Genomic DNA, 21,317 nt, shown 5'->3' on the forward strand with positions numbered 1-21,317 from the left:
TGTGGGCCGACCGGGACGGCTACCGCCCGGACCCGGCCCGAAGGCGGAGCCGGAGTGCGCCTTCGGAGGCGGCCGTGCTGCGGCGGTCGCAGGGCTCACGGCCGGCCCCGCGGCCGTCAGAGCTGTCCGTGCCAGAGCTGCTCGACGATGACGGCCCACCAGTTCTCGGGGTCGTTGAAGACGGTGCGGTCGAGGGTGGCCAGGGCCCACTGGAACTCGGCGACGACCGGCCCGGCACTCTGCGGATCGAGCCCGCGCAGGCGCGGGAGGCGGTCGGCGAGCAGCGCGAGGCAGCGGGTGAAGGCCGTCAGGTCGGCGTTGCAGTAGCGGGCCTCGGCGTGGTCCGGGTCGACCGCCCGGACCCGGCCCTGGGCGGTGTCGACGGTGAGCAGTGCCCAGCCGTCGGTGCCGATCAGGACCTGCCCGAGCAGCGCCTGCCGGGCCGCGGCGGTGGCCCGCCCGCCGCGGCCGAGCCCGGCCAGGTGGCCGGCCAGGTCGGGCAGCACGGGACCGGCCGGGGCGCCGTCGGCGATCCCGTCCGACTCGGGGTGGTGCAGGGTGAAGAAGCCCTCGACCACCCGCGGCAGGCCGATCTCGCGCAGCGGACGGGCCAGCGCCTCCGGCAGGTCGGCGGCGGCCACGGCCCCGGCGTCGAAGCGCCGCACACCGTCCGGCCCGAACAGCGCCGCCAGCCGGGCCGCCAGTTCCGGTTCCGACTCCGGCTGGGCCGGCGGCACGGCGACGGGAAAGGGCACCCGGTTCAGCCGCGGCCCGCCGGCCCGGGCGCGGTCGGCGGCCACCGCCCTCGCGGCGTCCGCCCGGTGGTCGAACCAGGGGCCGTCGGCGTGGTCCCAGCCGATCGGGGTGTCCGGCAGCTGGGCCCGCAGGACGTACGCCCAGTAACCGCCCGGGAGCATGCCGGGCCGCAGGTCGGCGTGGAGCGTGACCAGATCGGCCGGTTGGACGCCCTGGCTCCTGAGCTGCTGCCAGCCGCGCAGCAGCGGGTGCGGCAGCCCGGGGGCGGAGTCGACGACCAGGGTGTGCTGCGCGCCCTCGGCGTCGCGGTGCACCAGCGTCGCGCGGACGCCGGGGCCGGTGACCGGCGGCAGGACCGGGTCGTAGCTGCCCGCGCCGAGCCGGTCCCGGTAGCGCCGGACCACCGTCGGCACCGGGACGGACGGCCAGACGGTCAGCTCGCCGGTCACCCGGTCGACCACCGCACAGGCCGCACCGATCTCCTCGGGGGCCCGGCGGGCTCCGGTCAGCGGGTCGACCTGGACGGGCGAGGGCTCCGGCCAGACCACCCAGCCGAGCTCGAACTCGTGCGAGCGGACGCCGCGCGCGGCCTCCTGCGGGAGCTCGCCGTTGATCCAGCGGTGGGCCGTGTCGACGGCCTGCTCACGGGTGATCATCGGCGGCTGCTCCTCGGGCCCGCGGCGGGGCGGTGGTGGGCGGTGAGCCGCGAGCGCGGCGGCGCGGCGGCCGGCGCCGGCTCGGGCTCCGGTTCGGGCGCGGGAACGGGCTCGGGGGCGGGCGCGGGCTCGGGGACCGGCTTGAGCTCCTGGACCGGCGCCGGGGCGGCCGCCGGAACGGCGACGGTGGCGACCGGCTGGACGTCCGCCAGGTCGATCGGCCGGCACCGCGCGTCCAGGGCGATCGCCCACAGCCCGTGCTCGACCGGGTGCAGCGGCTCCGCCGACCGGCGGGCCTCCTGGTGGTCCAGGTAGAGCACCGTGCCGCCGTGGTTGACGGCGTTCCAGGTGTGCGAGCGGCCGAACTCGTCCAGGGTCAGCAGCACGGCCTGGGCGCCCGGCCCCGACCCGAGCAGGCTCTGCGCCAGCCTCGCCGCCGCCTCCGGCCCGTCGCCGAGGTCGTGGAAGCGGGTGCCGAGCTCGCGCTCCGCACGGTCCCGGCCGCCGCGCTCGCCGGCCGGCCCGTCGGGCAGCCTGGGCGCGGCACAGGTCGGCCGGCCGAGATAGGTGTCGGCGGCGGAGAGCGCCACGTCCACGCAGTTGTTGGCCCGGCCCGGCTCACGCGGGCCGCCGGCGTTGAGGATCTCCGTCCAGTCACCGGCCGGATCGAGCGAACCGTCCTCGGGCACCGCGGTACGCCGCACGGCCTCCGCCTGGTGGGCCGGGTCGACCGGGCCGAGCCCGCCGGCGAGCCCGTAGGGACGGCTGTCGGCGATGGTCCGATCGTGGACCGGCCGGGCCGCCGGGGCCTGGGCGGCCGGACGCCGGGCGAACTGCGAGAGCAGGTACGCGGCACCGACCTGACCGACCAGCAGCGGCGCCATCGAGGGCTGGGCGTCCTGCCCGCCCTCCGCTCCGCCCTCGGTCCGGCGGCGCAGCTCGTACCCGCCCTCCGGGCCGATCCGGACCGGCGCCGAGGCACCGGGCTGGCCCGCCGCGCCGCCGGGCGCCGGAGTACCTGAAGCACCCGGAGCACCGGATGCGCTGCCGCTGCCGACCGCGGCGCCCGGCAGCGGGCCACCGGCGGCCGACCGTGCGCCGGCCGCACCCTGCACCGGCCCGCCGCCGACCACCGCGGCCGCCGCACCGGGCTGACCGGCGGCACCGGCCTGCCCGGCCGCCGGGGCGGCGCCGAGCGTGCCCGGGGCACCGGGAGTAGCGGGAGTACCGGGCGCGGCGGGAGCGGCGGGAGCGCCGGCACCGCCCGGGCCCGGTACTCCGGCTCCGATCGCGCCGCCGACGGGAGCCGCCACCGGTGCCGCGCCGACGGGCGCGCCACCGACCGGACCACCGCCGACCGGACCGCCGCCGACCGGGCCGAGCTGGAAGCCGCCCGCCGAGCCGCCGCCGAGCGACGGCGCGGACGCGGCCTGCGGCGGTTCGGCCGAGCGCCAGCCACCGCCGGAGATCGGCGCCGAGGGGTCCCCGCCCGCCGACGCGACCTGTGGCGGAGCCACCGCGACCGAGTCGGTGTGCACGGACGCCGGCCCGTGGTGCACCGGCGCCGCCGACGCCGCCGGCAGGTCGTAGCTGTCGGGCTCGTCGAGGTCGACCACGACGGACGGCTGGTGGCGCGGCCCGGACGAGCCACCGCGCAGCGACACCGGCTCGTCCCCGCGGGCCGCCGCGGCCACCGCGCCACCGGCGGACGCCGTCCCGGCGGCGAGCGAGGACCCGTCGGTGACGGACATCGTGCTGAGCGGGTCGTGCGGCGTACGGCCGGTGTCGGTCGTGAGCAGGGGCTTGCCGTCCGCGCCGAGGGTGACGCCTTCGGAGTCCACGGTGGTCAGCGGCCTGCCGTCCGGGCCGAGGCGGCCGCCGCGGGTGTCCGGGGTGCGGCCGTCCTGGTCGACCGCCACGGTGTGGCCCGCGGCGTCGGTGAGCAGCCGGCCGTCGGTGTCGGTGGCGAGCGAGCTGACGGGCTTGCCGTCGGGCCCGACGACCACGGGGTGCCCGTCGGCGTCCAGCACCGGCCGGCCGTGCGCGTCCACGGCCATGGTCAGCCCGCTGGCGCCGAGGCTGCCGTCGGCGGCCACCGTCAGCGGACGGCCGTCGGCGTCGGTCAGCGGACGCCCGTCCGCCCCGGTGACCAGGCCGGTGACCGGCTTGCCGTCGGCGCCGAGCAGCACCGGCCGGCCGTCCTCGCCGAGCACCGGGCGGCCCTTGGCATCCACGGCCACCGACACGCCCTCGACCCCGCGGACCGGACGGCCCTCGGCGTCCACCAGCACCGGGTTGCCGGCCTTGTCGGTGAGCACCTGCCCGTCCGGGCCGACCGCCGCGGAGAGCGTGCGCACCCCGGCGACCGCCGCCGCGCCGCCCACCGCCCCGCCGACCGCGCCGGTGAACTGCCCCGCGTCCCGGGCGGCGCTGTGCTCGCGGCGCTCGCCGTGCAGGCCGCGGCCGTCCGCCTGGGCGATCCGCTCCAGCGCGGTGACCGCGGGCTCCTTGAGCGCCGCCTGCAGCCCTTCGCGCATCTCGCGGCCGAGCTCCTCGAGCAGCCCGGCGACGCGCAGGCCCGCGCTCTCCACCGCCGCTTCCTCGCCCGCCTCGGCGATCGCGCCCTTGACCGCGCCGACCACCTTGCCGACCACACCCACCAGGCCGGGCCCGGCCTCCGCCACCGCCTCGGCGGCCTTGGCCTCGGCCGCGTCGGCCCGCTCGATCTGCGCGGCCAGCTCGGTCAGTACGGCGATCAGCTCGGCCTTGCAGTGCTCGGCGGCGCCGGCCGCCCGGTCGAGCGCGCCGGCCAGCGCCTCGGCGGCCGCGTGCGCGTCGTCCAGGTGGCCGCGGCCACCGCCGCTGAACCCGCGCCAGTGCTCGGCGAAGGCGTCCACCGCGGTGCCCTCGTTCTCGCCGGTGACCCGGTGCACCGAGTCGGCGCCCCGGCGCCCGAGCCGCTCGGACTCGGTGCCGAATTCCCGCCACAGGCCCGCCGCGCGGCGCAGCCCGTCCTCGTCGGCCTCGGGCCAGCGGTGGCCGGTCCTCGCCAGTACCGGGGCGAGTTCCTCCGGGAGCTTCCTGGACACGCGTGGTCCCCCTCTGCGGTCGTGTCTCTACGGTCGGCGGCTGGGCTGTACAGGCTCAGACCGCGCGTGGGCCGGGCGCGGTTGCGGAGCCGGTGAAGTCCGCCTTGACGTCGGCCTCGTTGCGGTCGGCGTTGTCCGCCATGGCGTGCAGCCCGCCGCCGATCCGGCCGAGCCGCTCCGCGAGGCCCTGCAGCCCGGCCAGCACGCCCTCGCGCGCCTCGCCGTACGCGGCGGCGAAGCCACTGCCCGGCTCGTCGGTGCCCCACGGCGTACCGAGACCGGCCAGGCTGTTCTCCAGCTCCGTCGCGGCCTGCGCGAAGTCACCCGAGATCGCCTCGAACTCCCGCCCCTCGCCGTGTACTTCCCACGGCTTGATCAACACCCTGTCCGTCATCGGACCGTCTCCCCCGTCCCCGTGCGCCGTTCCCCCGGCGGCGCCATCCTAGGCCCCGGATCCGGGGGCACCGCAGGCCCGGTGCGGCGTTTTCACACCGGTTTCACGACTCCGGGAGCGCCCGGCCGGCGGGCCGGCCACGTCGAAACGCGGCAAATGCCGTCGCCGCAGCGGCCGATCGGCCCTGTTCGAGGGCCTACCCTTGCAGCGTGGCAGCTGAGACGGTGAAGAGCGAGAAGACCGACAAGAAGGCCAAGAAGGCGAAGAAGGACAAGGCCCCGACCGGCCCGGTCCTGGTCGATCTGGCCCCGCCGACGGTCCGGCCCGAGGTACCGCTCGACTTCGCGCGTGCCTGGGTCGAGTTCGCCGATCCCGCCGACGAGGAGCAGGTCTTCCGCTGCGACCTGACCTGGCTCACCTCCCGCTGGGGCTGCATCTTCGGCAAGGGCTGCCACGGCATCCGACCCGGCCGCGGCGCCTCCGACGGCTGCTGCACGCTCGGCGCACACTACTCCGACGAGGACGACGAGCAGCGGGTGATCGGCCACGCCGCCCGGCTCACCCCCGAGACCTGGGAGAACTTCGAGCACGGCACCGATGCCGAGGGCCGGCTCAGGATCGACGGCGGCATCACCATGTTCGACGAGGACGGCGACCGGCAGACCCGCCGGGTGAACGGCGCCTGCCTGTTCCTCAACAGCCCCGGTTTCCCCGGCGGCGCGGGCTGCGCCCTGCACACCCTGGCCCTCAAGGAGGGCAAGGAGCCGCTGGAGACCAAGCCGGACGTCTGCTGGCAGCTTCCGGTCCGCCGCACCTACGACTGGATCGACCGCCCGGACGACACCCGCTACCTCCAGGTCACCATCAGCGAGTACGACCGCCGCGGCTGGGGTCCGGGCGGCCACGACCTGCACTGGTGGTGCACCGGCAGCCCGGAGGCCCACAACGCCCCCGACCCGGTCTACGTCAGCTACCGCCCCGAGCTCGTCGAGCTGATGGGGCCCGAGGGCTACGCCGTGCTGGCCGAGCTCTGTGCCCGGCGCATCGGCAGCGGCGCCGACCGCAGCCTCGCCCCGCACCCGGCGGACGAGCAGGCCTGACCGCCGGGCCGCTCCCGCCTCCGCCCGCACCTGAGGGGCGCGGTTCCCGCGTCCCTCGCGGTGGCGGCCCCCCGGGCTACTTGTCGATGTCGCCGACGACGAAGAACATCGAGCCCAGGATCGCCACCATGTCGGCCACCAGCGTGCCGGGCAGCAGCTCGGTGAGCGCCTGGATGTTGTTGTACGAGGCGGAGCGGAGCTTCAGCCGCCACGGGGTCTTGTCGCCGCGGGAGACCAGGTAGTAGCCGTTGATGCCGAGCGGGTTCTCGGTCCACGCGTAGGTCTCGCCCTCGGGGGCCTTGAGCACCTTGGGCAGCCGCAGGTTGACCGGGCCGGCCGGCAGTCCGGCGAGCCGGTCGAGGCAGGCGTCGGCGAGGTCGAGCGAGTTGGCGGTCTGCTCCAGCAGGCACTCGAACCGCGCCAGGCAGTCGCCCTCCTCCCGGGTGACCACCGTCAGGACGTCCTGCAGTTCTCCGTAGGCGAGGTAGGGCTCGTCGCGCCGCAGGTCGAAGTCGACGCCGCTGGCCCGCGCGATCGGGCCGCTGACCCCGTACGCGTGGACGTGCTCGGCCGACAGCACGCCGACCCCGGCGGTGCGGCCGCGGAAGATCTCGTTGCCGAGGACCAGGTCCTCGAAGACGGGCAGCTGCGAGCGGACGGCGGCGACGGCGGCCCTGACCCGGCCGAGCCAGCCGGCCGGGACGTCCTCCTTGAGGCCGCCGACCCGGTTGAACATGTAGTGCATCCGGCCGCCGGAGGCCTCCTCCAGCACGTGCTGGAGCTCCTCGCGGCTGTGGAAGGCGTGGAAGACCGGGGTGATGCCGCCCAGCTCCAGCGGGTACGAGCCGAGGAACATCAGGTGGTTGAGCACCCGGTTCAGCTCGGCCAGCATGGTCCGGATCCAGACCGCGCGCTCGGGGACCTCCATGCCGAGCATCCGCTCGACGGCGAGCGCCACACCCAGCTCGTTGGCGAAGGCGGAGAGCCAGTCGTGCCGGTTGGCCAGCATGATGATCTGCCGGTAGTCCCGGGCCTCGAAGAGCTTCTCCGCGCCCCGGTGCATGTACCCGATGACCGGCTCGGCGGCGACGATCCGCTCGCCGTCCAGGACCAGCTTCAGCCGCAGGACGCCGTGCGTGGACGGGTGCTGCGGGCCGATGTTGAGCACCATGTCGCTGGTGCCCAGCTCGCTGGTGAGCTCTTGCGCGCCTGCGCCGATGCCGACCGTGGTCTCCCTCATGGCTACAGAGTCTGCCACCCCGCCAGGGCGCCCAGGCCCGCCGGTACCGGCATGCGGACAGCCTGCAGCAGCCAGCCGAAACCGCCGAGCCCCGCCGGGTCGGTCAGCTCGGCGCCCTCGCCGGCGCCGCCGAGGGCGCGCAGGTACTCCGCCGGATCGCTGGAGGCCAGCGCGAGCGGGGGGCGCGCGCCGTGCACGCCCAGCGCGTGGAGTGCGTCCCGCTGGGTTGTCCACAGGCTGTGGACACCGGGGACCGCCACCGAGTCCAGCGCCACGTGCGCGGTGATGTCGCAGCTGCCGTCGGGCACCGGCGCCACCTCGCGGCCCGCGCGGAACCCGGTCAGCGAGCCGAACGGCGGCCGGCCGGCCGCGAAGTGCGCGTAGTCGACGGCCACCGCGAGCCCCCGGTCCAGCCCGGCGACCGCCCGCGCCCAGGCCTCGTCCCGCGGCCCGCCCAGCTCCAGCCGCTCGCCCCGGGGCCACCACCGGGCCGCCCACCGCGCGTCGGCCTCCGCCAGCTCCCCGCCCGGCCGCTCCTCCCCGTCCGGCGCGACCTCGACGTAGCGCAGGACACCGTCCTCGTCCCGCTCGGCGACGTCCAGCGGGACGTTGTCCAGCCACTCGTTGGCGAACAGCAGCCCCTGGACGCCCTCGGGCACCCGGTCCGTCCACACCACCCGCTCCGCCAGGCCCTCCGGCCGGTCCGCCAGCTCGACCGCGTACGGGCGCAGCCGGGCCGCGAGAGCGGGGTCGGCCGCGGCCAGCACTCCGGTGGTCAGCTCACCGCGACCGGCGCCGACGTCGACGAAGGCGAGCTCCTCCGGCCGGCCGAGCGCCTCGTCCACCTCCGACAGCAGACGGGCCACCGCCCGCGCGTACCGGGGCGATGCGTGCACGGAGGTCCTGAAGTGGCCCGCCGGTCCCTCCGGCCTGCGGTAGAAGCCGCCGTCCGCCCGGTACAGGGCCTGTTCCATGGCGGTCCGCCAGCGCATCCACTCCATGGCGGTGGACATTATCGAAGTCAGGGGCGTCTCCACCCTGCGGAGTAGAGCGGATCGCCCTCCCGGCGGACCTGGAGCCCCTCCGGGACTCCCTAGGCTGGAATCGTGCATCGACTCAACGCCTGGCTCCGCAGACACCCCATGGTGGTGGACTCCGCCTGGGCACTGCTGGTCCTCTTCTTCGGCGTGCTGGCGGCGGTCGAGCAGGGCGGGCTGGGCGGGCTGGCGGTCGCGCTCGCGATCCCGGCGCTGATGGTGTTCCGCCGGCGCAATCCGAACGCGACCACGGTCACCGCCGTGGCCCTCGGGCTCGGGCAGCTCGCGCTGAACGTGGACCCGAACGTGTCCAGCGTCGGCTACCTGGTCTTCGCCTACACCGGCGCGGCCTTCGGGGCGCCCTGGGTGTCCCGGCTGGTGGTGGCGGCGGGGCTGGTGGCCGGCCCGCTGACGCTCTGGCGCACCGAGTCCAACGCCACCTCGCCCGAGAGCACCTCGGACGGCTACTGGGTGCGGATGATGTTCTCGGCCGTGCTGATGACCACACCGTTCATCCTGTGCTGGGCGTGGGGCCGGCTCACCCGGGTCCGCCGGGCGTACCTGATCGAGCTGGAGGACCGGGCCGCCCGGCTGGAACGGGAGCGGGACGCCCAGTCCAAGGTCGCGGTCGCGGCGGAGCGGGCCCGGATCGCCCGGGAGCTGCACGACGTGGTCGCCCACAACGTCTCGGTGATGATCGTCCAGGCCGACGGCGCCGCGTACGTCCTGGACAACTCCCCCCAGCAGGCCAAGGAGGCGCTCGGCACGATCGCCTCCACCGGCCGGCAGGCGCTGGTCGAGATGCGCCGCCTGCTGGGCGTGCTGCGCACCGCCGGTACCGCCGAGGAGTACGTGCCGCAGCCCAGCGTGGAGGAGCTCCCCGAGCTGCTGGAGCAGGTCCGGGTGGCCGGACTGCCGGTGGACTTCGCCACCACCGGGGACGCCCGGGAGCTGCCGCGCGGCCTGGAACTGACGGTCTACCGGATCGTCCAGGAGGCGCTCACCAACGTCCGCAAGCACGGCGGACCGGGGGTCCGGGCCAGGGTCGCGGTCGACTTCCGGGAGCGCGACCTGGAGGTGCTGGTCGAGGACGACGGCCGCGGCTCCACCAGCGAGCAGCTGGTCGGTGGTGCGGACGGGCACGGCCATGGTCTGATCGGCATGCGCGAGCGGGTCGGCATGGTCAGCGGCAGCCTCGACATCGGTCCCCGGCCCGGCGGCGGTTTCCGGATCCGGGCGGTACTCCCCCTCAAAGCAGCGAAGTAGAAGGAGTCTCACGTGACCATCCGGGTGATGCTGGTCGACGATCAGGAGCTGCTGCGTACGGGCTTCCGGATGGTTCTCCAGTCCCAGGGCGACATCGAGATCGCCGCCGAGGCGGGCGACGGGGCGCAGGCCGTCGACCTGCTGCGGACGACCCAGGTGGACGTGATCCTGATGGACGTCCGGATGCCCCGCCTGGACGGCGTGCAGGCCACCCGCCGGATCTGTCTCGGCGACGACGGCGCCCCGCTCCCGGGCGCCCCGCACGTGCTCATCCTGACCACCTTCGACCTGGACGAGTACGCCTTCGCGGCGCTCAAGGCCGGCGCCAGCGGGTTCCTGCTCAAGGACGTCCCGCCGACCGAGCTGGTCGCCGCGATCCGCTCGGTGCACGCGGGCGACGCCGTGGTCGCCCCGACCACCACCCGCCGGATGATCGACCGCTTCGCCGAGGTGCTGCCGACCCCGGCCTCCGCCCCCGGCCCCACCACCCTGAGCCCGCTGACCGAGCGCGAGCGCGAGGTCTTCCTGCTGGTCGCCCAGGGTCTGTCCAACGGCGAGATCGCCGCCCGGCTGGTCCTCTCCGAGGCCACCGTGAAGACCCACGTCGGCCGTATCCTCGCCAAGCTCAACCTGCGCGACCGCGTCCAGGCCGTCGTGCTCGCCTACGAGGCCGGCCTGATCCGCGCGGGCGCCGGCGACTGAGGCCAGGCCGGCCGCGCGGGCCCGGCCGACCCGGTGGCGGCCCGGCCGTAGAATGGCGCGGTACGTCCGGTACCTGCAGAGGACCGGAACGGAAGTGAGGACGAAGGCCGAGCCGTGAGCACGTCCGACCACGCAGACTTCTCCGCGCCGGCCGACCCCTTCGGCGACCCCCTGGACCCGGTGAACCGGCCTGCCCGCCTCGGTGTCGGGGTGGTCGGGACGGGCCGGGTCGGCCCCGCGCTGGGGGCGGCACTGCAGCTGGCGGGCCACCGGGTGGTGGCCGCCTCCGGGGTGTCCGCGACCTCACGGCGGCGGGCCGACGCCCTGCTGCCGGGGGTGCGGCTGGTCTCCCCGCCACAGGTGCTGGCCGCCGCCGACCTGGTCCTGCTGACCGTGCCGGACGACGCGCTGGCCGACCTGGTGGCCGGCCTCGCCGCGACCGGTGCGGTGCGGCCCGGACAGATCCTGGTGCACACCTCCGGCGCCCACGGGGTGGCCGTCCTGGAGCCGGCCGCCCGGGCCGGCGCCCTGCCGCTCGCCCTGCACCCGGCGATGACCTTCACCGGCACCTCGGTGGACGTGGCCCGGCTGGCCGGCTGCCCGTTCGGGGTGACGGCCCCCGAGGAGCTGCGGCCGGTGGCCGAGGCCCTGGTGGTGGAGATGGGCGGCGAGCCGGAGTGGGTGCCGGAGGACGTCCGGGCGCTCTACCACACGGCCCTGGCGCACGGCGCGAACCACCTGGTCACCCTGGTCGCACAGGCGATGGAGCTGCTGCGGACGGCCGGTGTGGCCGAGCCCGGGCAGCTGCTCGGCCCGCTGCTGGGCGCGGCCCTGGACAACACCCTGCGCTCCGGCGACGCCGCGCTGACCGGCCCGGTCGCCCGCGGAGACGTGGGTACGGTGCACAGGCACCTGGACCAGCTCGCTACGGTTGCCCCGGACATCGGGCAGGCGTACCGCGCGATGGCCCGGGCCACGGCGCAACGGGCGGTCCGGGGCGGATCGCTCAAGGCAGAGCCGGCGGCGGCCCTGCTGGACGTACTGAACGAGGAGAACCCCTGATGGCGGGCAAGAACCAGCGCGGCGGCAAGCAGGCGGCGGCCAAGGTCCACAAGGCCGAGCTCACCCACACCGTGGCGGACTTCGAGGCGGCCTTCTGGCCGGACGAGCAGCCCGTGGACAACGCGGTGGTGATGACCATGGGCGCCCTGCACGCCGGCCACGCCGCGCTGATCCGGGCCGCCCGCAAGCAGGTCGGCCGGGACGGCCGGGTCGCGGTGACGGTCTTCGTCAACCCGCTCCAGTTCGGCACCGGCGAGGACCTGGACCGCTACCCGCGCAACCTGGCCGCCGACCTGCGCCTGGCCGAGGAGGCGGGCGCGGACGTGGTGTTCGCGCCGACCACCGAGGAGATGTACCCGAACGGCGAGCCGCTGGTGCGCCTGAGCGCGGGCCCGATGGGCGAGCGGTTCGAGGGCACCGTCCGTCCCGGGCACTTCGACGGCATGCTGACGGTGGTCGCCAAGCTGCTCCACATCACCGACCCGGACTTCGCGTTCTTCGGTGAGAAGGACGCCCAGCAGCTGGCGATCGTCCAGCGGATGGTCGCCGACCTGGACTTCGACGTGGAGATCGTCGGCGTTCCGACCGTCCGCGAGGAGGACGGCCTGGCGCTGTCCTCCCGCAACCGCTTCCTGTCCGAACCGGAGCGGGAGCAGGCGCTGGCGCTGTCGCGCGCGCTGTTCGCCGGCCGGGACGCCGGTGCGCAGGGCCCGAAGGCCGTCCGCGAGGCCGCGGCCGCCGCCCTCGACGCCTCCGACGGCGTCACCCCCGACTACCTCGCCCTGATCGACCCGGACTCCTTCACCGAGGCGCCGGACGACTTCCAGGGCGAGGCGGTGCTGGCCGTGGCCGCGAAGGTGGGCTCCACCCGCCTGATCGACAACGTCCGCATCATCGTCCGGTAGGACCTGTCCGTTCAGACCCCACCCGAAGCCGAAGTAGGCATGCACTCACCACAGGAGGCGTGACCAGATGCTCCGCACCATGCTCAAGTCCAAGATCCACCGGGCCACCGTGACCCAGGCCGACCTGCACTACGTCGGCTCGGTCACGGTGGACGAGGACCTGCTCGACGCGGCCGACCTGCTGCCCGGCGAGCTGGTCCACATCGTCGACATAACCAACGGCGCCCGCCTGGAGACCTACACCATCGCCGGGCCGCGCGGCTCCGGCGTGATCGGTATCAACGGCGCCGCCGCCCGGCTGGTCCACCCGGGCGACCTGGTGATCCTGATCGCCTACGGGCAGATGGACACCGCCGAGGCCAAGGCGTACCTGCCGAAGGTGGTCTTCGTCGACGGCGCCAACCGGATCACCTCGATCGGCCCGGACGCCGCCGAGGCCCCGGAGGGCAGCGGCCTGCTCCGCGGCGACCAGGTGGCACCCTCCGCGCAGGACCGGGGAGCGTACCGTGATGCCGACGGCGCGGCCCCGACCGCCGCGCACTGAAGGAGCAACTGAAGCCATGTCGTCGTACCGCCTGACCGCTCCCGCCCCCGGCTGGACCACGACCACCGACGTCGTCGTGGTCGGCTCCGGCGTGGCCGGCCTCACCGTCGCGCTCAACGCCCGCCAGGCCGGCCTGCGGGCCATGGTGGTCACCAAGGCGATGCTGGACGACGGCTCCACCCGCTGGGCCCAGGGCGGCATCGCCGCCGCCCTGGGGCCCGGCGACACCCCCGAGCAGCACCTCGCCGACACCCTGGTCGCGGGGGCCGGGCTGTGCGACGAGGAGGCCGTGCGCACCCTGGTCACCGAGGGCCCGGACGCCGTCCGGCACCTGATCGCCACCGGCGCGGCCTTCGACCAGGACGCCGACGGCGAGATCCTGCTGACCCGCGAGGGCGGCCACCACCGGCGCCGGATCGCGCACGCGGGCGGCGACGCCACCGGCGCCGAGATATCGCGGGCGCTGGTCGAGGCGGTCCGCTCCGACCCGGGCATCGAGCTGATCGAGCACGCGCTCGTCCTCGACCTGCTGACCGACGCCGAGGGCCACGCGGCCGGCCTCACCCTGCACGTGATGGGCGAGGGCCAGCGCGACGGCGTCGGCGCGATCCGCTCCCGCGCGGTGGTGCTCGCCACCGGCGGCATGGGCCAGGTCTTCTCCGCCACCACCAACCCCGCGGTCTCCACCGGCGACGGCGTGGCGCTGGCGCTGCGCGCCGGGGCCGAGGTGACGGACCTGGAGTTCGTCCAGTTCCACCCGACGGTCCTGTGGCTGGGCCCGGAGGCCGAGGGCCAGCAGCCGCTGGTCTCCGAGGCCGTCCGCGGCGAGGGCGCGTTCCTGGTGGACGCCGACGGGGTCCGCTTCATGATCGGGCAGCACGAGCTGGCCGAGCTGGCGCCCCGGGACATCGTCGCCAAGGCGATCACCCGGCGGATGGAGCTCAACGGCACCGAGCACATGTACCTGGACGGGCGGCACTTCGGCGCCGAGATGTGGGCCGAGCGCTTCCCCACCATCCTCGCCTCCTGCCGCTCGCACGGCATCGACCCGGTCACCGAGCTGATCCCGGTCGCCCCGGCCGCGCACTACGCCTCCGGCGGCATCCGCACCGACCTGCACGGCCGCACCACCGTCCCGGGCCTGTACGCCTGCGGGGAGGTGGCCTGCACCGGGGTGCACGGCGCCAACCGGCTGGCCTCCAACTCGCTGCTGGAGGGCCTGGTCTTCGCCGAGCGGATCGCCGCCGACCTGGCCGCCCGCAGCCGGGCCGGCGAGCTGCCCGAGCGCACGGTCGACGTGGCCGGGGCCCGCGCCGCCCACGCCGTACCGCTGCTCGCCCCCGAGGCGCGCGCCGACATCCAGCGGCTGATGTCGCGGGGCGCCGGGGTGCTGCGCTCGGCCGACTCGATGGCGGCCGCCGCGGCCGGGCTGGCGGGCCTCGCCGAGGCCGCGCACGCGCACGCCGCCGAGGAGAAGCCCGCCGACCCGCGGGTGGAGACCTGGGAGGCCACCAACCTGCACCTGGTCGCCACCGCCCTGGTGGCCGCCGCCGCCCTGCGCGCGGAGACCCGCGGCTGCCACTGGCGCGAGGACTTCCCGGAGCGCGACGACGCCCACTGGCAGCGCCACGTGGTCACCACCCTGGCCGCGGACGGCACCCCGGTCGGCGCCGTCGAGCCCCAGTAACCCCCCGATGCCTCCCCCGGCCGCCGCCGGGGACCCCCTCGCAAGGAGCGCTACATGAGCCACGACCACGACGAACTCCCGCTGGCCGACCAGGACGGCTGCGGCGACGGCTGCGCCTGCGGCGACGGCGAGGCGTACGAGAGCGGCCTGGACCCGGCGCTCGCCGAGCTGCTGGAGCAGGCCGGCCTGGACCCGGTCGAGGTGGAGGACATCGCCTCGCTGGCGCTGGCCGAGGACCTGGCCGGCGGCGAGGACGTCACCTCGGTCGCCACCGTCCCGGCCGACGCCGTCGCGACCGCCGACTTCACGGCCCGTCAGGCCGGCGTCGTGGCAGGCCTGCGGATCGCCGAGGCCGTGGTCTCGCTGGTCTGCGAGGAGGAGTTCGAGGTCGAGCGGCACGTCGAGGACGGCGCCCGGGTCGAGGCCGGCCAGGTGCTGCTGTCGGTGCGCAGCCGTACCCGCGACCTGCTGACCGCCGAGCGGTCCGCGCTGAACCTGCTCTGCCACCTCTCCGGCATCGCCACCGCGACCCGGGCCTGGGCGGACGCCCTGGAGGGCACCTCGGCCGTGGTCCGGGACACCCGCAAGACCACGCCGGGCCTGCGCGCGCTGGAGAAGTACGCGGTGCGCTGCGGCGGCGGCGCCAACCACCGGATGGCGCTGTCCGACGCCGCTCTGGTGAAGGACAACCACGTGGTCGCGGCCGGCGGCGTCGCCGAGGCCTTCAAGGCCGTCAAGGCGCTGTACCCGGAGCTGCCGGTCGAGGTCGAGGTCGACACCGTCGAGCAGATCCAGCCGGTGCTGGACGCCGGGGCGGACCTCATCCTGCTGGACAACTTCACCGTGCCGCAGCTCGTCCGGGCCGTCGAGCTGGTGGCCGGCAAGGCGCGGCTGGAGGCCTCGGGCGGTCTGACCCTGGCCACCGCGCGCGAGGTCGCCGACACTGGTGTGGACTACCTCGCCGTCGGCGCCCTGACCCACTCCTCGCCGATCCTCGACATCGGCCTGGACCTTCGCGCCTGACTCGTCCTCCTGGCCCGAACGCGCAGGAGGGGCCCACCTCACCCGCAGAAAGCAGCCCATGCTCCTCACGATCGACGTCGGCAACACCCAGACCACGCTCGGCCTGTTCGACGGCGAGGAGATCGTCGAGCACTGGCGGATCTCCACCGATCCGCGCCGCACGGCGGACGAACTGGCGGTGCTGCTCCAGGGTCTGATGGGCTCCCACCCGATCGTCTCGGCCGACGACCGGGTGGCCGGGCTGGCGATCTGCTCCTCGGTGCCCGCCGTGCTCCACGAGCTCCGCGAGGTGACCCGCCGGTACTACGGCGACGTCCCCGCGGTGATCGTGGAGCCGGGGGTGAAGACCGGGGTACACGTCCTGATGGACAACCCCAAGGAGGTCGGCGCCGACCGGATCGTGAACGCGCTGGCCGCCAACCACCTGTACGGCGGACCGTGCATCGTGGTCGACTTCGGCACCGCCACCACCTTCGACGCGGTCAACGAGCGCGGTGACTACGTGGGCGGGGCGATCGCCCCCGGCATCGAGATCTCGGTCGAGGCGCTCGGCGTCCGCGGCGCCCAACTGCGCAAGATCGAGCTGGCCCGACCGCGCAACGTGATCGGCAAGAACACCGTCGAGGGCATGCAGTCGGGCATTCTGTACGGCTTCGCCGGGCAGGTCGACGGCCTGGTCAACCGGATGGCCCGGGAGCTGTCCAAGGACCCGGACGACGTCCAGGTGATCGCCACCGGCGGGCTGGCCACGCTGGTGCTCGGCGAGGCCGAGACCATCGACGTCCACGAGCCCTGGCTCACCCTGATCGGTCTGCGCCTGATCTTCGAGCGCAACCGCCCGGCCACGGCGGCCTGACCCGGCGTCACCACGGGCCCCGCGCCCACCGATCGGATCAACCCACCATCGGCCAATCGGCACAAATGCGGCGACAATCGCCATGAATCGGACGTACGCCACGTACTGTCAAGCCATGCCTACGCCTCACGGATCGCGCGGCGGCATGGCTTTCAGCGCCGACGAAGTCCGCGTGCTGCGCCGCGCCCTCGCCCAAGCTCTCCACCCGGCCATGCCCGACCGGCTCCGGCCGCCCGGGCCGATCCCCGAACTCTGGGCCGAGGACGTCCAGGAGTCCCTGCGGCTCACCGAGGCGATCGAGGAGGCCGTCTCGGAGGGCGGCAGGCTGCGCGCCTTCCTCCTGGCCGACCTGGCCCGCTACCGGGCCGCCCTGCCCGGGAGCGCGGCCGGCTACCTGGAGCGGCTGGAGGAGGCCGTCGCCGACGGCTACCTGCCGACCGCCGAGGACCTCGCCGCGCTGCGCTCGCTCATCCGCCGGCCCTGCGGCCCCGCCGAGCGCTCCCGCCGCTCCCGGCTGGCCGGGCGCTGCCACGCGCTGGCCGAGGCCGAGGTCCGCGAACGGCTCTCGCTCGGATCCGGAACACGCCATCTGACGGCGGTGCCCGACCCGGCCACCGAACCCACCTTCACCGCGAGCTCGTACACCGCGGCCACCCCAGTTGGAGGACGGATCCCGATGAGCAACACCGCAGGCACCCCCAAGACGCCCGCCCCCGCCCGTCCTCAGCCGTCGCAGTCGTCGCAGTCGTCGCAGCAGCCGCAGCAGCCGCAGCAGTCGCAGTCCCGCCGGATGCCCACCCCGGCCGAGCTGTTCGGCCGCCGCCCCCGCACGGCCCCGCAGGGCACCGCGGAGGAGGAGACCGAACTCGCCACCGGCACCGGCTGACCCGGTACCGCGAGCCACCGCACGGCGGGCCCGCAGCGGCGACGGCCCCATTCGCGCACCAGGCCCCCGGATTCGCCGACCCGGCGCATCCGGGGGCCTTTCCGTCAGGCCGCGACCCGGTGAACATTCGCCCACGGTGCACTCTTTGTGAACAATAGCCGGATTTGACCTTCGTACGCGTCCGAACCGGCCCGCCGTGAAACCGCACCGCTCCGGCCGCCGCCACCGCGCGGCGGCCCCGGCGGGCCCGCGCGCGACTCCCCCGGGCCCGCCGCCGTATCCCGCGGCGGTCCGGGCTGTTCGGCTGGCTACCCTTGTGGAGTGAGCGATCAGAGCACCGTCCCCACGACCGACGACCTTCCCGAGCAGATGCGCGTCCGGCGCGAGAAGCTGGACCGGCTCCGGGCGGCCGGCGTCGACCCGTACCCGGTCGGCTTCCCCCGGACCACCACCATCGCCGACCTGCGCGCCAAGCACCCCGACCTGGAGCCGGACACCGCGACCGGCGAGCGGGCCGGCGTGACCGGCCGGGTCATCCTGGCCCGCACCGGCGGCAAGCTCTGCTTCGCCACCCTGCGCGACGGCTCGGGCGACCTCCAGGTGATGTTCTCCCTGGACAAGCTGGGCCCGGAGCGGCTGGCCGCCTGGAAGTCCGACATCGACCTCGGCGACCAGGTGGGTGTGGAGGGCGAGGTGATCACCTCCAAGCGCGGCGAGCTGTCCGTGATGGTCGACCGCTGGGAGCTCACCGCCAAGTGCCTGCGCCCGCTGCCGGACAAGCACAAGGGCCTGACCGACCCGGAGGCCCGGGTCCGCCAGCGGTACGTGGACCTGATCGTGAACCCCGAGGCGCGGGAGATCCTCTACCTGCGCAGCAAGGTGGTCCGCTCGATCCGCCGCACCTACGAGGAGCGCGGCTACATCGAGGTCGAGACCCCGATGCTGCAGCCGGTGCACGGCGGCGCCAACGCCCGCCCGTTCACCACCCACATCAACGCCTACGACATCGACCTCTTCCTGCGGATCGCCCCGGAGCTGTACCTCAAGCGCCTGGTGGTCGGCGGCGCGGAGAAGGTCTTCGAGATCAACCGCAACTTCCGCAACGAGGGCGCGGACTCGACCCACAACCCCGAGTTCACCTCGCTGGAGTCGTACGAGGCGTACGGCGACTACGACACCCAGGCCGAGCTGATCCGGGCCACCATCGTCAACGCCGCCCGGGACGCGCTGGGCACCACCGTCGTGCGCGGCATCGGCCCGGACGGCGCGGAGCACGAGATCGACCTGGCCGAGCCCTGGGCCGAGGTCAGCGTCTACCCCGGCATCTCGGCCCACCTGGGCACCGAGATCACCCCCGAGACCCCGGTCGAGGAGCTGCGCAAGCTCGCCGACGAGGCCGGCGTGCCCTACGAGAAGGAGTGGGGCCACGGCCAGATCGTCCTGGAGATGATCGAGCGGCTGCTGGAGCACAACGCGATCAAGCCGACCTTCATCCGGGACTACCCGACCGAGGTCTCCCCGCTGACCCGCCAGCACCGCTCGGTCCCGGGGGTGGCCGAGAAGTGGGACCTGGTGATCTTCGGTACCGAGATCGGCACCGCCTACTCGGAGCTGGTCGACCCGGTCGAGCAGCGGGCCCGCCTCACCGCCCAGTCGCTGCTGGCGGCCGGCGGCGACGTCGAGGCGATGCAGGTGGACGAGGACTTCCTGCGCGCCCTGGAGTACGCGATGCCCCCCACCGGCGGCCTCGGCCTCGGTGTGGACCGCCTGATCATGCTGCTCACCGGCAAGAACATCCGGGAGACGGTGCTGTTCCCGATCGTGAAGCCCGACCAGCGCGGTGCGGAGGCCAAGCCGGCCGCCGGCGCCGACGCCGACCAGACCCAGGAGTGACCTGATGGACTACGTCAGCGCGATCGTGCCGCCGCTCGTCATGGCGATCGGCTTCGGATTCCTGGTGCGGGCGATCATCCGCAGCCAGGGCGGGGCCCAGCGGGCCAAGGAGGACGCCGCCGCCGAGGCCATGGCGGCCCGGTCCGCGGCGGGCGAATAGCAACACCGGCCGGCGCGCCGTCACCCCTGCGGGTGGCGGCGCGCCGGTGGCGTTTCCGGCACCGGCGATTCTGTCCGAAACAGCCCTATCCTGGCCGGACTATGGTGCGGCAACTCGGAGAACTCGAGAACGACATCATGACCAGGGTGTGGCAGTGGAACCGCCCGGTCACCGTTCGCGAGGTTCTGCTGGATCTGCAGTCGGAACGCGATATCGCGTACACGACGGTGATGACCGTGCTCGACAAGCTGTACCGAAAGGGCTGGCTGCGCCGGGAGCAGGCGGGCCGGGCGTATCGATATGAGCCGGTCTCCTCACGCGAGGCATACACCGCGGCGCTGATGAACGACGCATGGGCGACCAGCGACAATCCGGCCGCCGCTCTGGTGCACTTCTTCGGTCTGATGTCGCCGGAGCAGCGGGACGCCCTTCGCGACGCCCTGCGGGTGGCCGGTCCGTTCCCGGCCGAGTCCGAAACGCCGCACTCCGATACCGTGCGCACGGATGCTCCGCAGGCCGATACGGGGGAGACCGGGGAGCCGTCCGCACGATAACGTCCGGCCATGGAGGTCACCATCCGCCGGGCGCGGACCACCGACGTGCGGGCCGTACGAGGGCTCATCGACGCGTACTCGCGGGACGGCATTCTGCTGGACAAGCCCACCGTCACATTGTTCGAATCGGTACAGGAGTTCTGGGTCGCCGAGCGCGACGACACCGGTGCGGTGGTCGCCTGCGGGGCGCTGCACGTGATGTGGGAGGACCTGGCCGAAGTCCGCACCCTGGCGGTGGACCCGTCCTGCCGGGGCCACGGCCTCGGGCACCTCGTCCTGGACAAGCTGCTGCAGACCGCGCGCTGGCTGGGAGTCCGTCGGATTTTCTGCTTGACGTTCGAGGTCGACTTCTTCGAGAAACATGGTTTCGTCGAGATCGGCGAAACCGACGATCGTACGTCAGACCCGGCCGCCGTCGCCACGGAAGTCTATGAAGAACTCCTGCGCTCGTACGATGAAGGTGTCGCGGAGTTCCTTGACCTGGAGCGGGTGAAGCCGAACACCCTGGGCAACTCCCGGATGCTGCTGCGACTCTACTGAGTGGAGACGGTCACCGCACTGCCTTCCGGCGCATGTCGGCACCCCTGAGGAGCGGGCGAGGGTTTGTGTTTTCCGGGAAAAGGCGGTTTCCTTTCTCCAGGCAATGAGTCGTTAACACGGAAAGGGAAGCCCGTGGCACAGAGGGTTCAGGTCATTCTGGAAGACGATCTCGACGGCGGCTCGGCGGACGAGACGGTCACGTTCGCGCTGGACGGTGTTGCCTACGAGATCGATCTGAAGAGCGACAACGCGGAGAAGCTGCGCAGTCTGCTGGCGCCGTACGTCGAGAAGGGCCGCAAGCAGAGCGGCCGGCTGAGCGCGCCCCGCCGCAGCACCGGCCGGGCCGCGGGCCGGGCCTCGGCCGGGCAGCCGGACACCGCCAAGATCCGGAACTGGGCGAAGGAGAACGGCTACCAGGTCAACGACCGCGGCCGGGTGCCCAGCAACGTGCGCGAGGACTACGAGAAGGCACACGCCTCCTGACCTCGCGGGTCTCCGGGACGCCGGCGCCGGGCCCGTCAGGTCGCGTGCGCGGGCGCCCGCCGGCCGTCGGGCGGGCACAGCAGGCCGCCGGGCCCCGGTCCGGGGCCGGGCCGCCCGCTGCGGGCGCGGGCCGAGCCGCCCGTACCCGGCCGCCGCTGCGCGGGGCGGTTCCAGCCGCTCTGGCCGCCGGCGGCGCGTCCACGAGCGGCGGGACGGCGATGGGCTGTGCAACGCTGTAAGGGCGAAGCGGTCACGCGCGGGGCACCTGATCGGGTGTCTGCGCCGCCGCCCCGGGCCCTCGGCGGCTCGGGTGCGGCTCGTGGCCCGGTCGAGTCATCGTCAGCTCGGTGGCCGGGCCGGGCGGATCGACCACCGGACTTCTCGCCAGGCGAACACCGCCACCCGGGAAACTGCGCGAAACTCGTCGGAATACCGGGTATGAATGCAGGCGGGAGGGGTCGAACGGCCCCGACCGGAGCAGGAC

Annotated in this window: 20 protein-coding genes; 15 read left to right on the forward strand and 5 right to left on the reverse strand. The window is 74.4% G+C overall.

The annotated features are described in order from the left end of the window. Positions 1-116: 116 nt before the first annotated feature. Genes OG871_RS17700 through OG871_RS17710 form a run of 3 tightly spaced genes read right to left on the reverse strand, consistent with a single transcriptional unit; the run spans position 117 to position 4,895 of the window. Positions 117-1,412 carry an SUKH-4 family immunity protein gene (locus OG871_RS17700; RefSeq protein WP_371497779.1) on the reverse strand — a complete coding sequence of 432 codons (1,296 nt, stop codon included), beginning with the start codon at positions 1,410-1,412 and terminating at the stop codon, positions 117-119. Beyond that, positions 1,409-4,501, reverse strand: coding sequence for a toxin glutamine deamidase domain-containing protein (locus OG871_RS17705; protein ID WP_371497780.1), 3,093 nt, complete (start codon positions 4,499-4,501; stop codon positions 1,409-1,411). The genes OG871_RS17700 and OG871_RS17705 overlap by 4 nt, the downstream gene beginning before the upstream one ends. A 55-nt stretch (positions 4,502-4,556) precedes the next feature. Continuing rightward, positions 4,557-4,895: a WXG100 family type VII secretion target gene (locus OG871_RS17710; protein WP_371497781.1), complete on the reverse strand. Its 339-nt coding sequence runs from the start codon at positions 4,893-4,895 to the stop codon at positions 4,557-4,559. A gap of 209 nt (positions 4,896-5,104) precedes the next feature. Between OG871_RS17710 and OG871_RS17715 the strand changes: the two genes are divergently transcribed. Further along, positions 5,105-5,995 carry a hypothetical protein gene (locus OG871_RS17715; protein WP_371497782.1) on the forward strand — a complete coding sequence of 297 codons (891 nt, stop codon included), beginning with the start codon at positions 5,105-5,107 and terminating at the stop codon, positions 5,993-5,995. A 76-nt stretch (positions 5,996-6,071) separates the two neighbouring features. Here the strand turns inward: OG871_RS17715 and OG871_RS17720 are convergent, their stop codons facing one another. Then, positions 6,072-7,235 (reverse strand): NADH-quinone oxidoreductase subunit D, encoded by a 1,164-nt coding sequence (locus tag OG871_RS17720; RefSeq protein ID WP_371497783.1) that lies wholly within the window; start codon positions 7,233-7,235, stop codon positions 6,072-6,074. Positions 7,236-7,237: 2 nt separating this feature from the next. Further along, positions 7,238-8,248, reverse strand: coding sequence for an SAM-dependent methyltransferase (locus OG871_RS17725; protein WP_371497784.1), 1,011 nt, complete (start codon positions 8,246-8,248; stop codon positions 7,238-7,240). Between the two features lie 93 nt (positions 8,249-8,341). On the opposite strand from OG871_RS17725, the gene OG871_RS17730 reads away from it, so the two are divergent. The 14 genes from OG871_RS17730 (at position 8,342) to OG871_RS17795 (ending at position 20,833) form a co-directional block, all read left to right on the forward strand. Beyond that, positions 8,342-9,538 (forward strand): sensor histidine kinase, encoded by a 1,197-nt coding sequence (locus OG871_RS17730; protein ID WP_371497785.1) that lies wholly within the window; start codon positions 8,342-8,344, stop codon positions 9,536-9,538. A 12-nt stretch (positions 9,539-9,550) separates the two neighbouring features. Then, a complete protein-coding gene (locus OG871_RS17735) occupies positions 9,551-10,240 on the forward strand; it encodes a response regulator (protein WP_371497787.1) in 690 nt (229 codons plus the stop codon). Positions 10,241-10,354: 114 nt separating this feature from the next. Then, positions 10,355-11,302 (forward strand): Rossmann-like and DUF2520 domain-containing protein, encoded by a 948-nt coding sequence (locus OG871_RS17740; RefSeq protein WP_371497789.1) that lies wholly within the window; start codon positions 10,355-10,357, stop codon positions 11,300-11,302. Beyond that, positions 11,302-12,207, forward strand: a complete 906-nt coding sequence (gene panC, locus OG871_RS17745) for a pantoate--beta-alanine ligase (RefSeq protein WP_371497790.1) — start codon at positions 11,302-11,304, stop codon at positions 12,205-12,207. The genes OG871_RS17740 and panC overlap by 1 nt, the downstream gene beginning before the upstream one ends. A gap of 67 nt (positions 12,208-12,274) precedes the next feature. Beyond that, entirely contained in the window at positions 12,275-12,751 is a 477-nt protein-coding gene (gene panD, locus OG871_RS17750) for an aspartate 1-decarboxylase (RefSeq protein WP_371497791.1), read from the forward strand. Positions 12,752-12,767: 16 nt separating this feature from the next. Continuing rightward, positions 12,768-14,438 (forward strand): L-aspartate oxidase, encoded by a 1,671-nt coding sequence (locus OG871_RS17755; protein WP_371497792.1) that lies wholly within the window; start codon positions 12,768-12,770, stop codon positions 14,436-14,438. A gap of 54 nt (positions 14,439-14,492) precedes the next feature. Beyond that, on the forward strand, positions 14,493-15,461 hold the full coding sequence (gene nadC, locus OG871_RS17760) for a carboxylating nicotinate-nucleotide diphosphorylase (protein WP_371497793.1): 969 nt from the start codon (positions 14,493-14,495) through the stop codon (positions 15,459-15,461). 58 nt (positions 15,462-15,519) lie between these two features. Beyond that, on the forward strand, positions 15,520-16,317 hold the full coding sequence (locus OG871_RS17765) for a type III pantothenate kinase (protein ID WP_371497794.1): 798 nt from the start codon (positions 15,520-15,522) through the stop codon (positions 16,315-16,317). 115 nt (positions 16,318-16,432) lie between these two features. Beyond that, positions 16,433-17,203 (forward strand): hypothetical protein, encoded by a 771-nt coding sequence (locus OG871_RS17770; RefSeq protein ID WP_371497796.1) that lies wholly within the window; start codon positions 16,433-16,435, stop codon positions 17,201-17,203. Between the two features lie 321 nt (positions 17,204-17,524). Next, positions 17,525-19,096: a bifunctional lysylphosphatidylglycerol synthetase/lysine--tRNA ligase LysX gene (lysX, locus tag OG871_RS17775; protein WP_371497797.1), complete on the forward strand. Its 1,572-nt coding sequence runs from the start codon at positions 17,525-17,527 to the stop codon at positions 19,094-19,096. Between the two features lie 4 nt (positions 19,097-19,100). Further along, positions 19,101-19,256, forward strand: a complete 156-nt coding sequence (locus tag OG871_RS17780) for a hypothetical protein (protein WP_371497798.1) — start codon at positions 19,101-19,103, stop codon at positions 19,254-19,256. 101 nt (positions 19,257-19,357) lie between these two features. Further along, complete coding sequence (locus OG871_RS17785; protein ID WP_371497799.1) at positions 19,358-19,810, forward strand: BlaI/MecI/CopY family transcriptional regulator; 453 nt, start codon at positions 19,358-19,360, stop codon at positions 19,808-19,810. Between the two features lie 9 nt (positions 19,811-19,819). Further along, the gene (locus OG871_RS17790) at positions 19,820-20,350 is read left to right on the forward strand and encodes an amino-acid N-acetyltransferase (protein ID WP_371497800.1); all 531 of its coding nucleotides are present in this window, start codon (positions 19,820-19,822) and stop codon (positions 20,348-20,350) included. Positions 20,351-20,482: 132 nt separating this feature from the next. Next, positions 20,483-20,833, forward strand: a complete 351-nt coding sequence (locus OG871_RS17795; RefSeq protein WP_371497801.1) for an Lsr2 family protein — start codon at positions 20,483-20,485, stop codon at positions 20,831-20,833. Positions 20,834-21,317: the final 484 nt, after the last annotated feature.

It is taken from the genome of Kitasatospora sp. NBC_00374, assembly GCF_041434935.1.
Taxonomy (GTDB): Bacteria; Actinomycetota; Actinomycetes; order Streptomycetales; family Streptomycetaceae; genus Kitasatospora.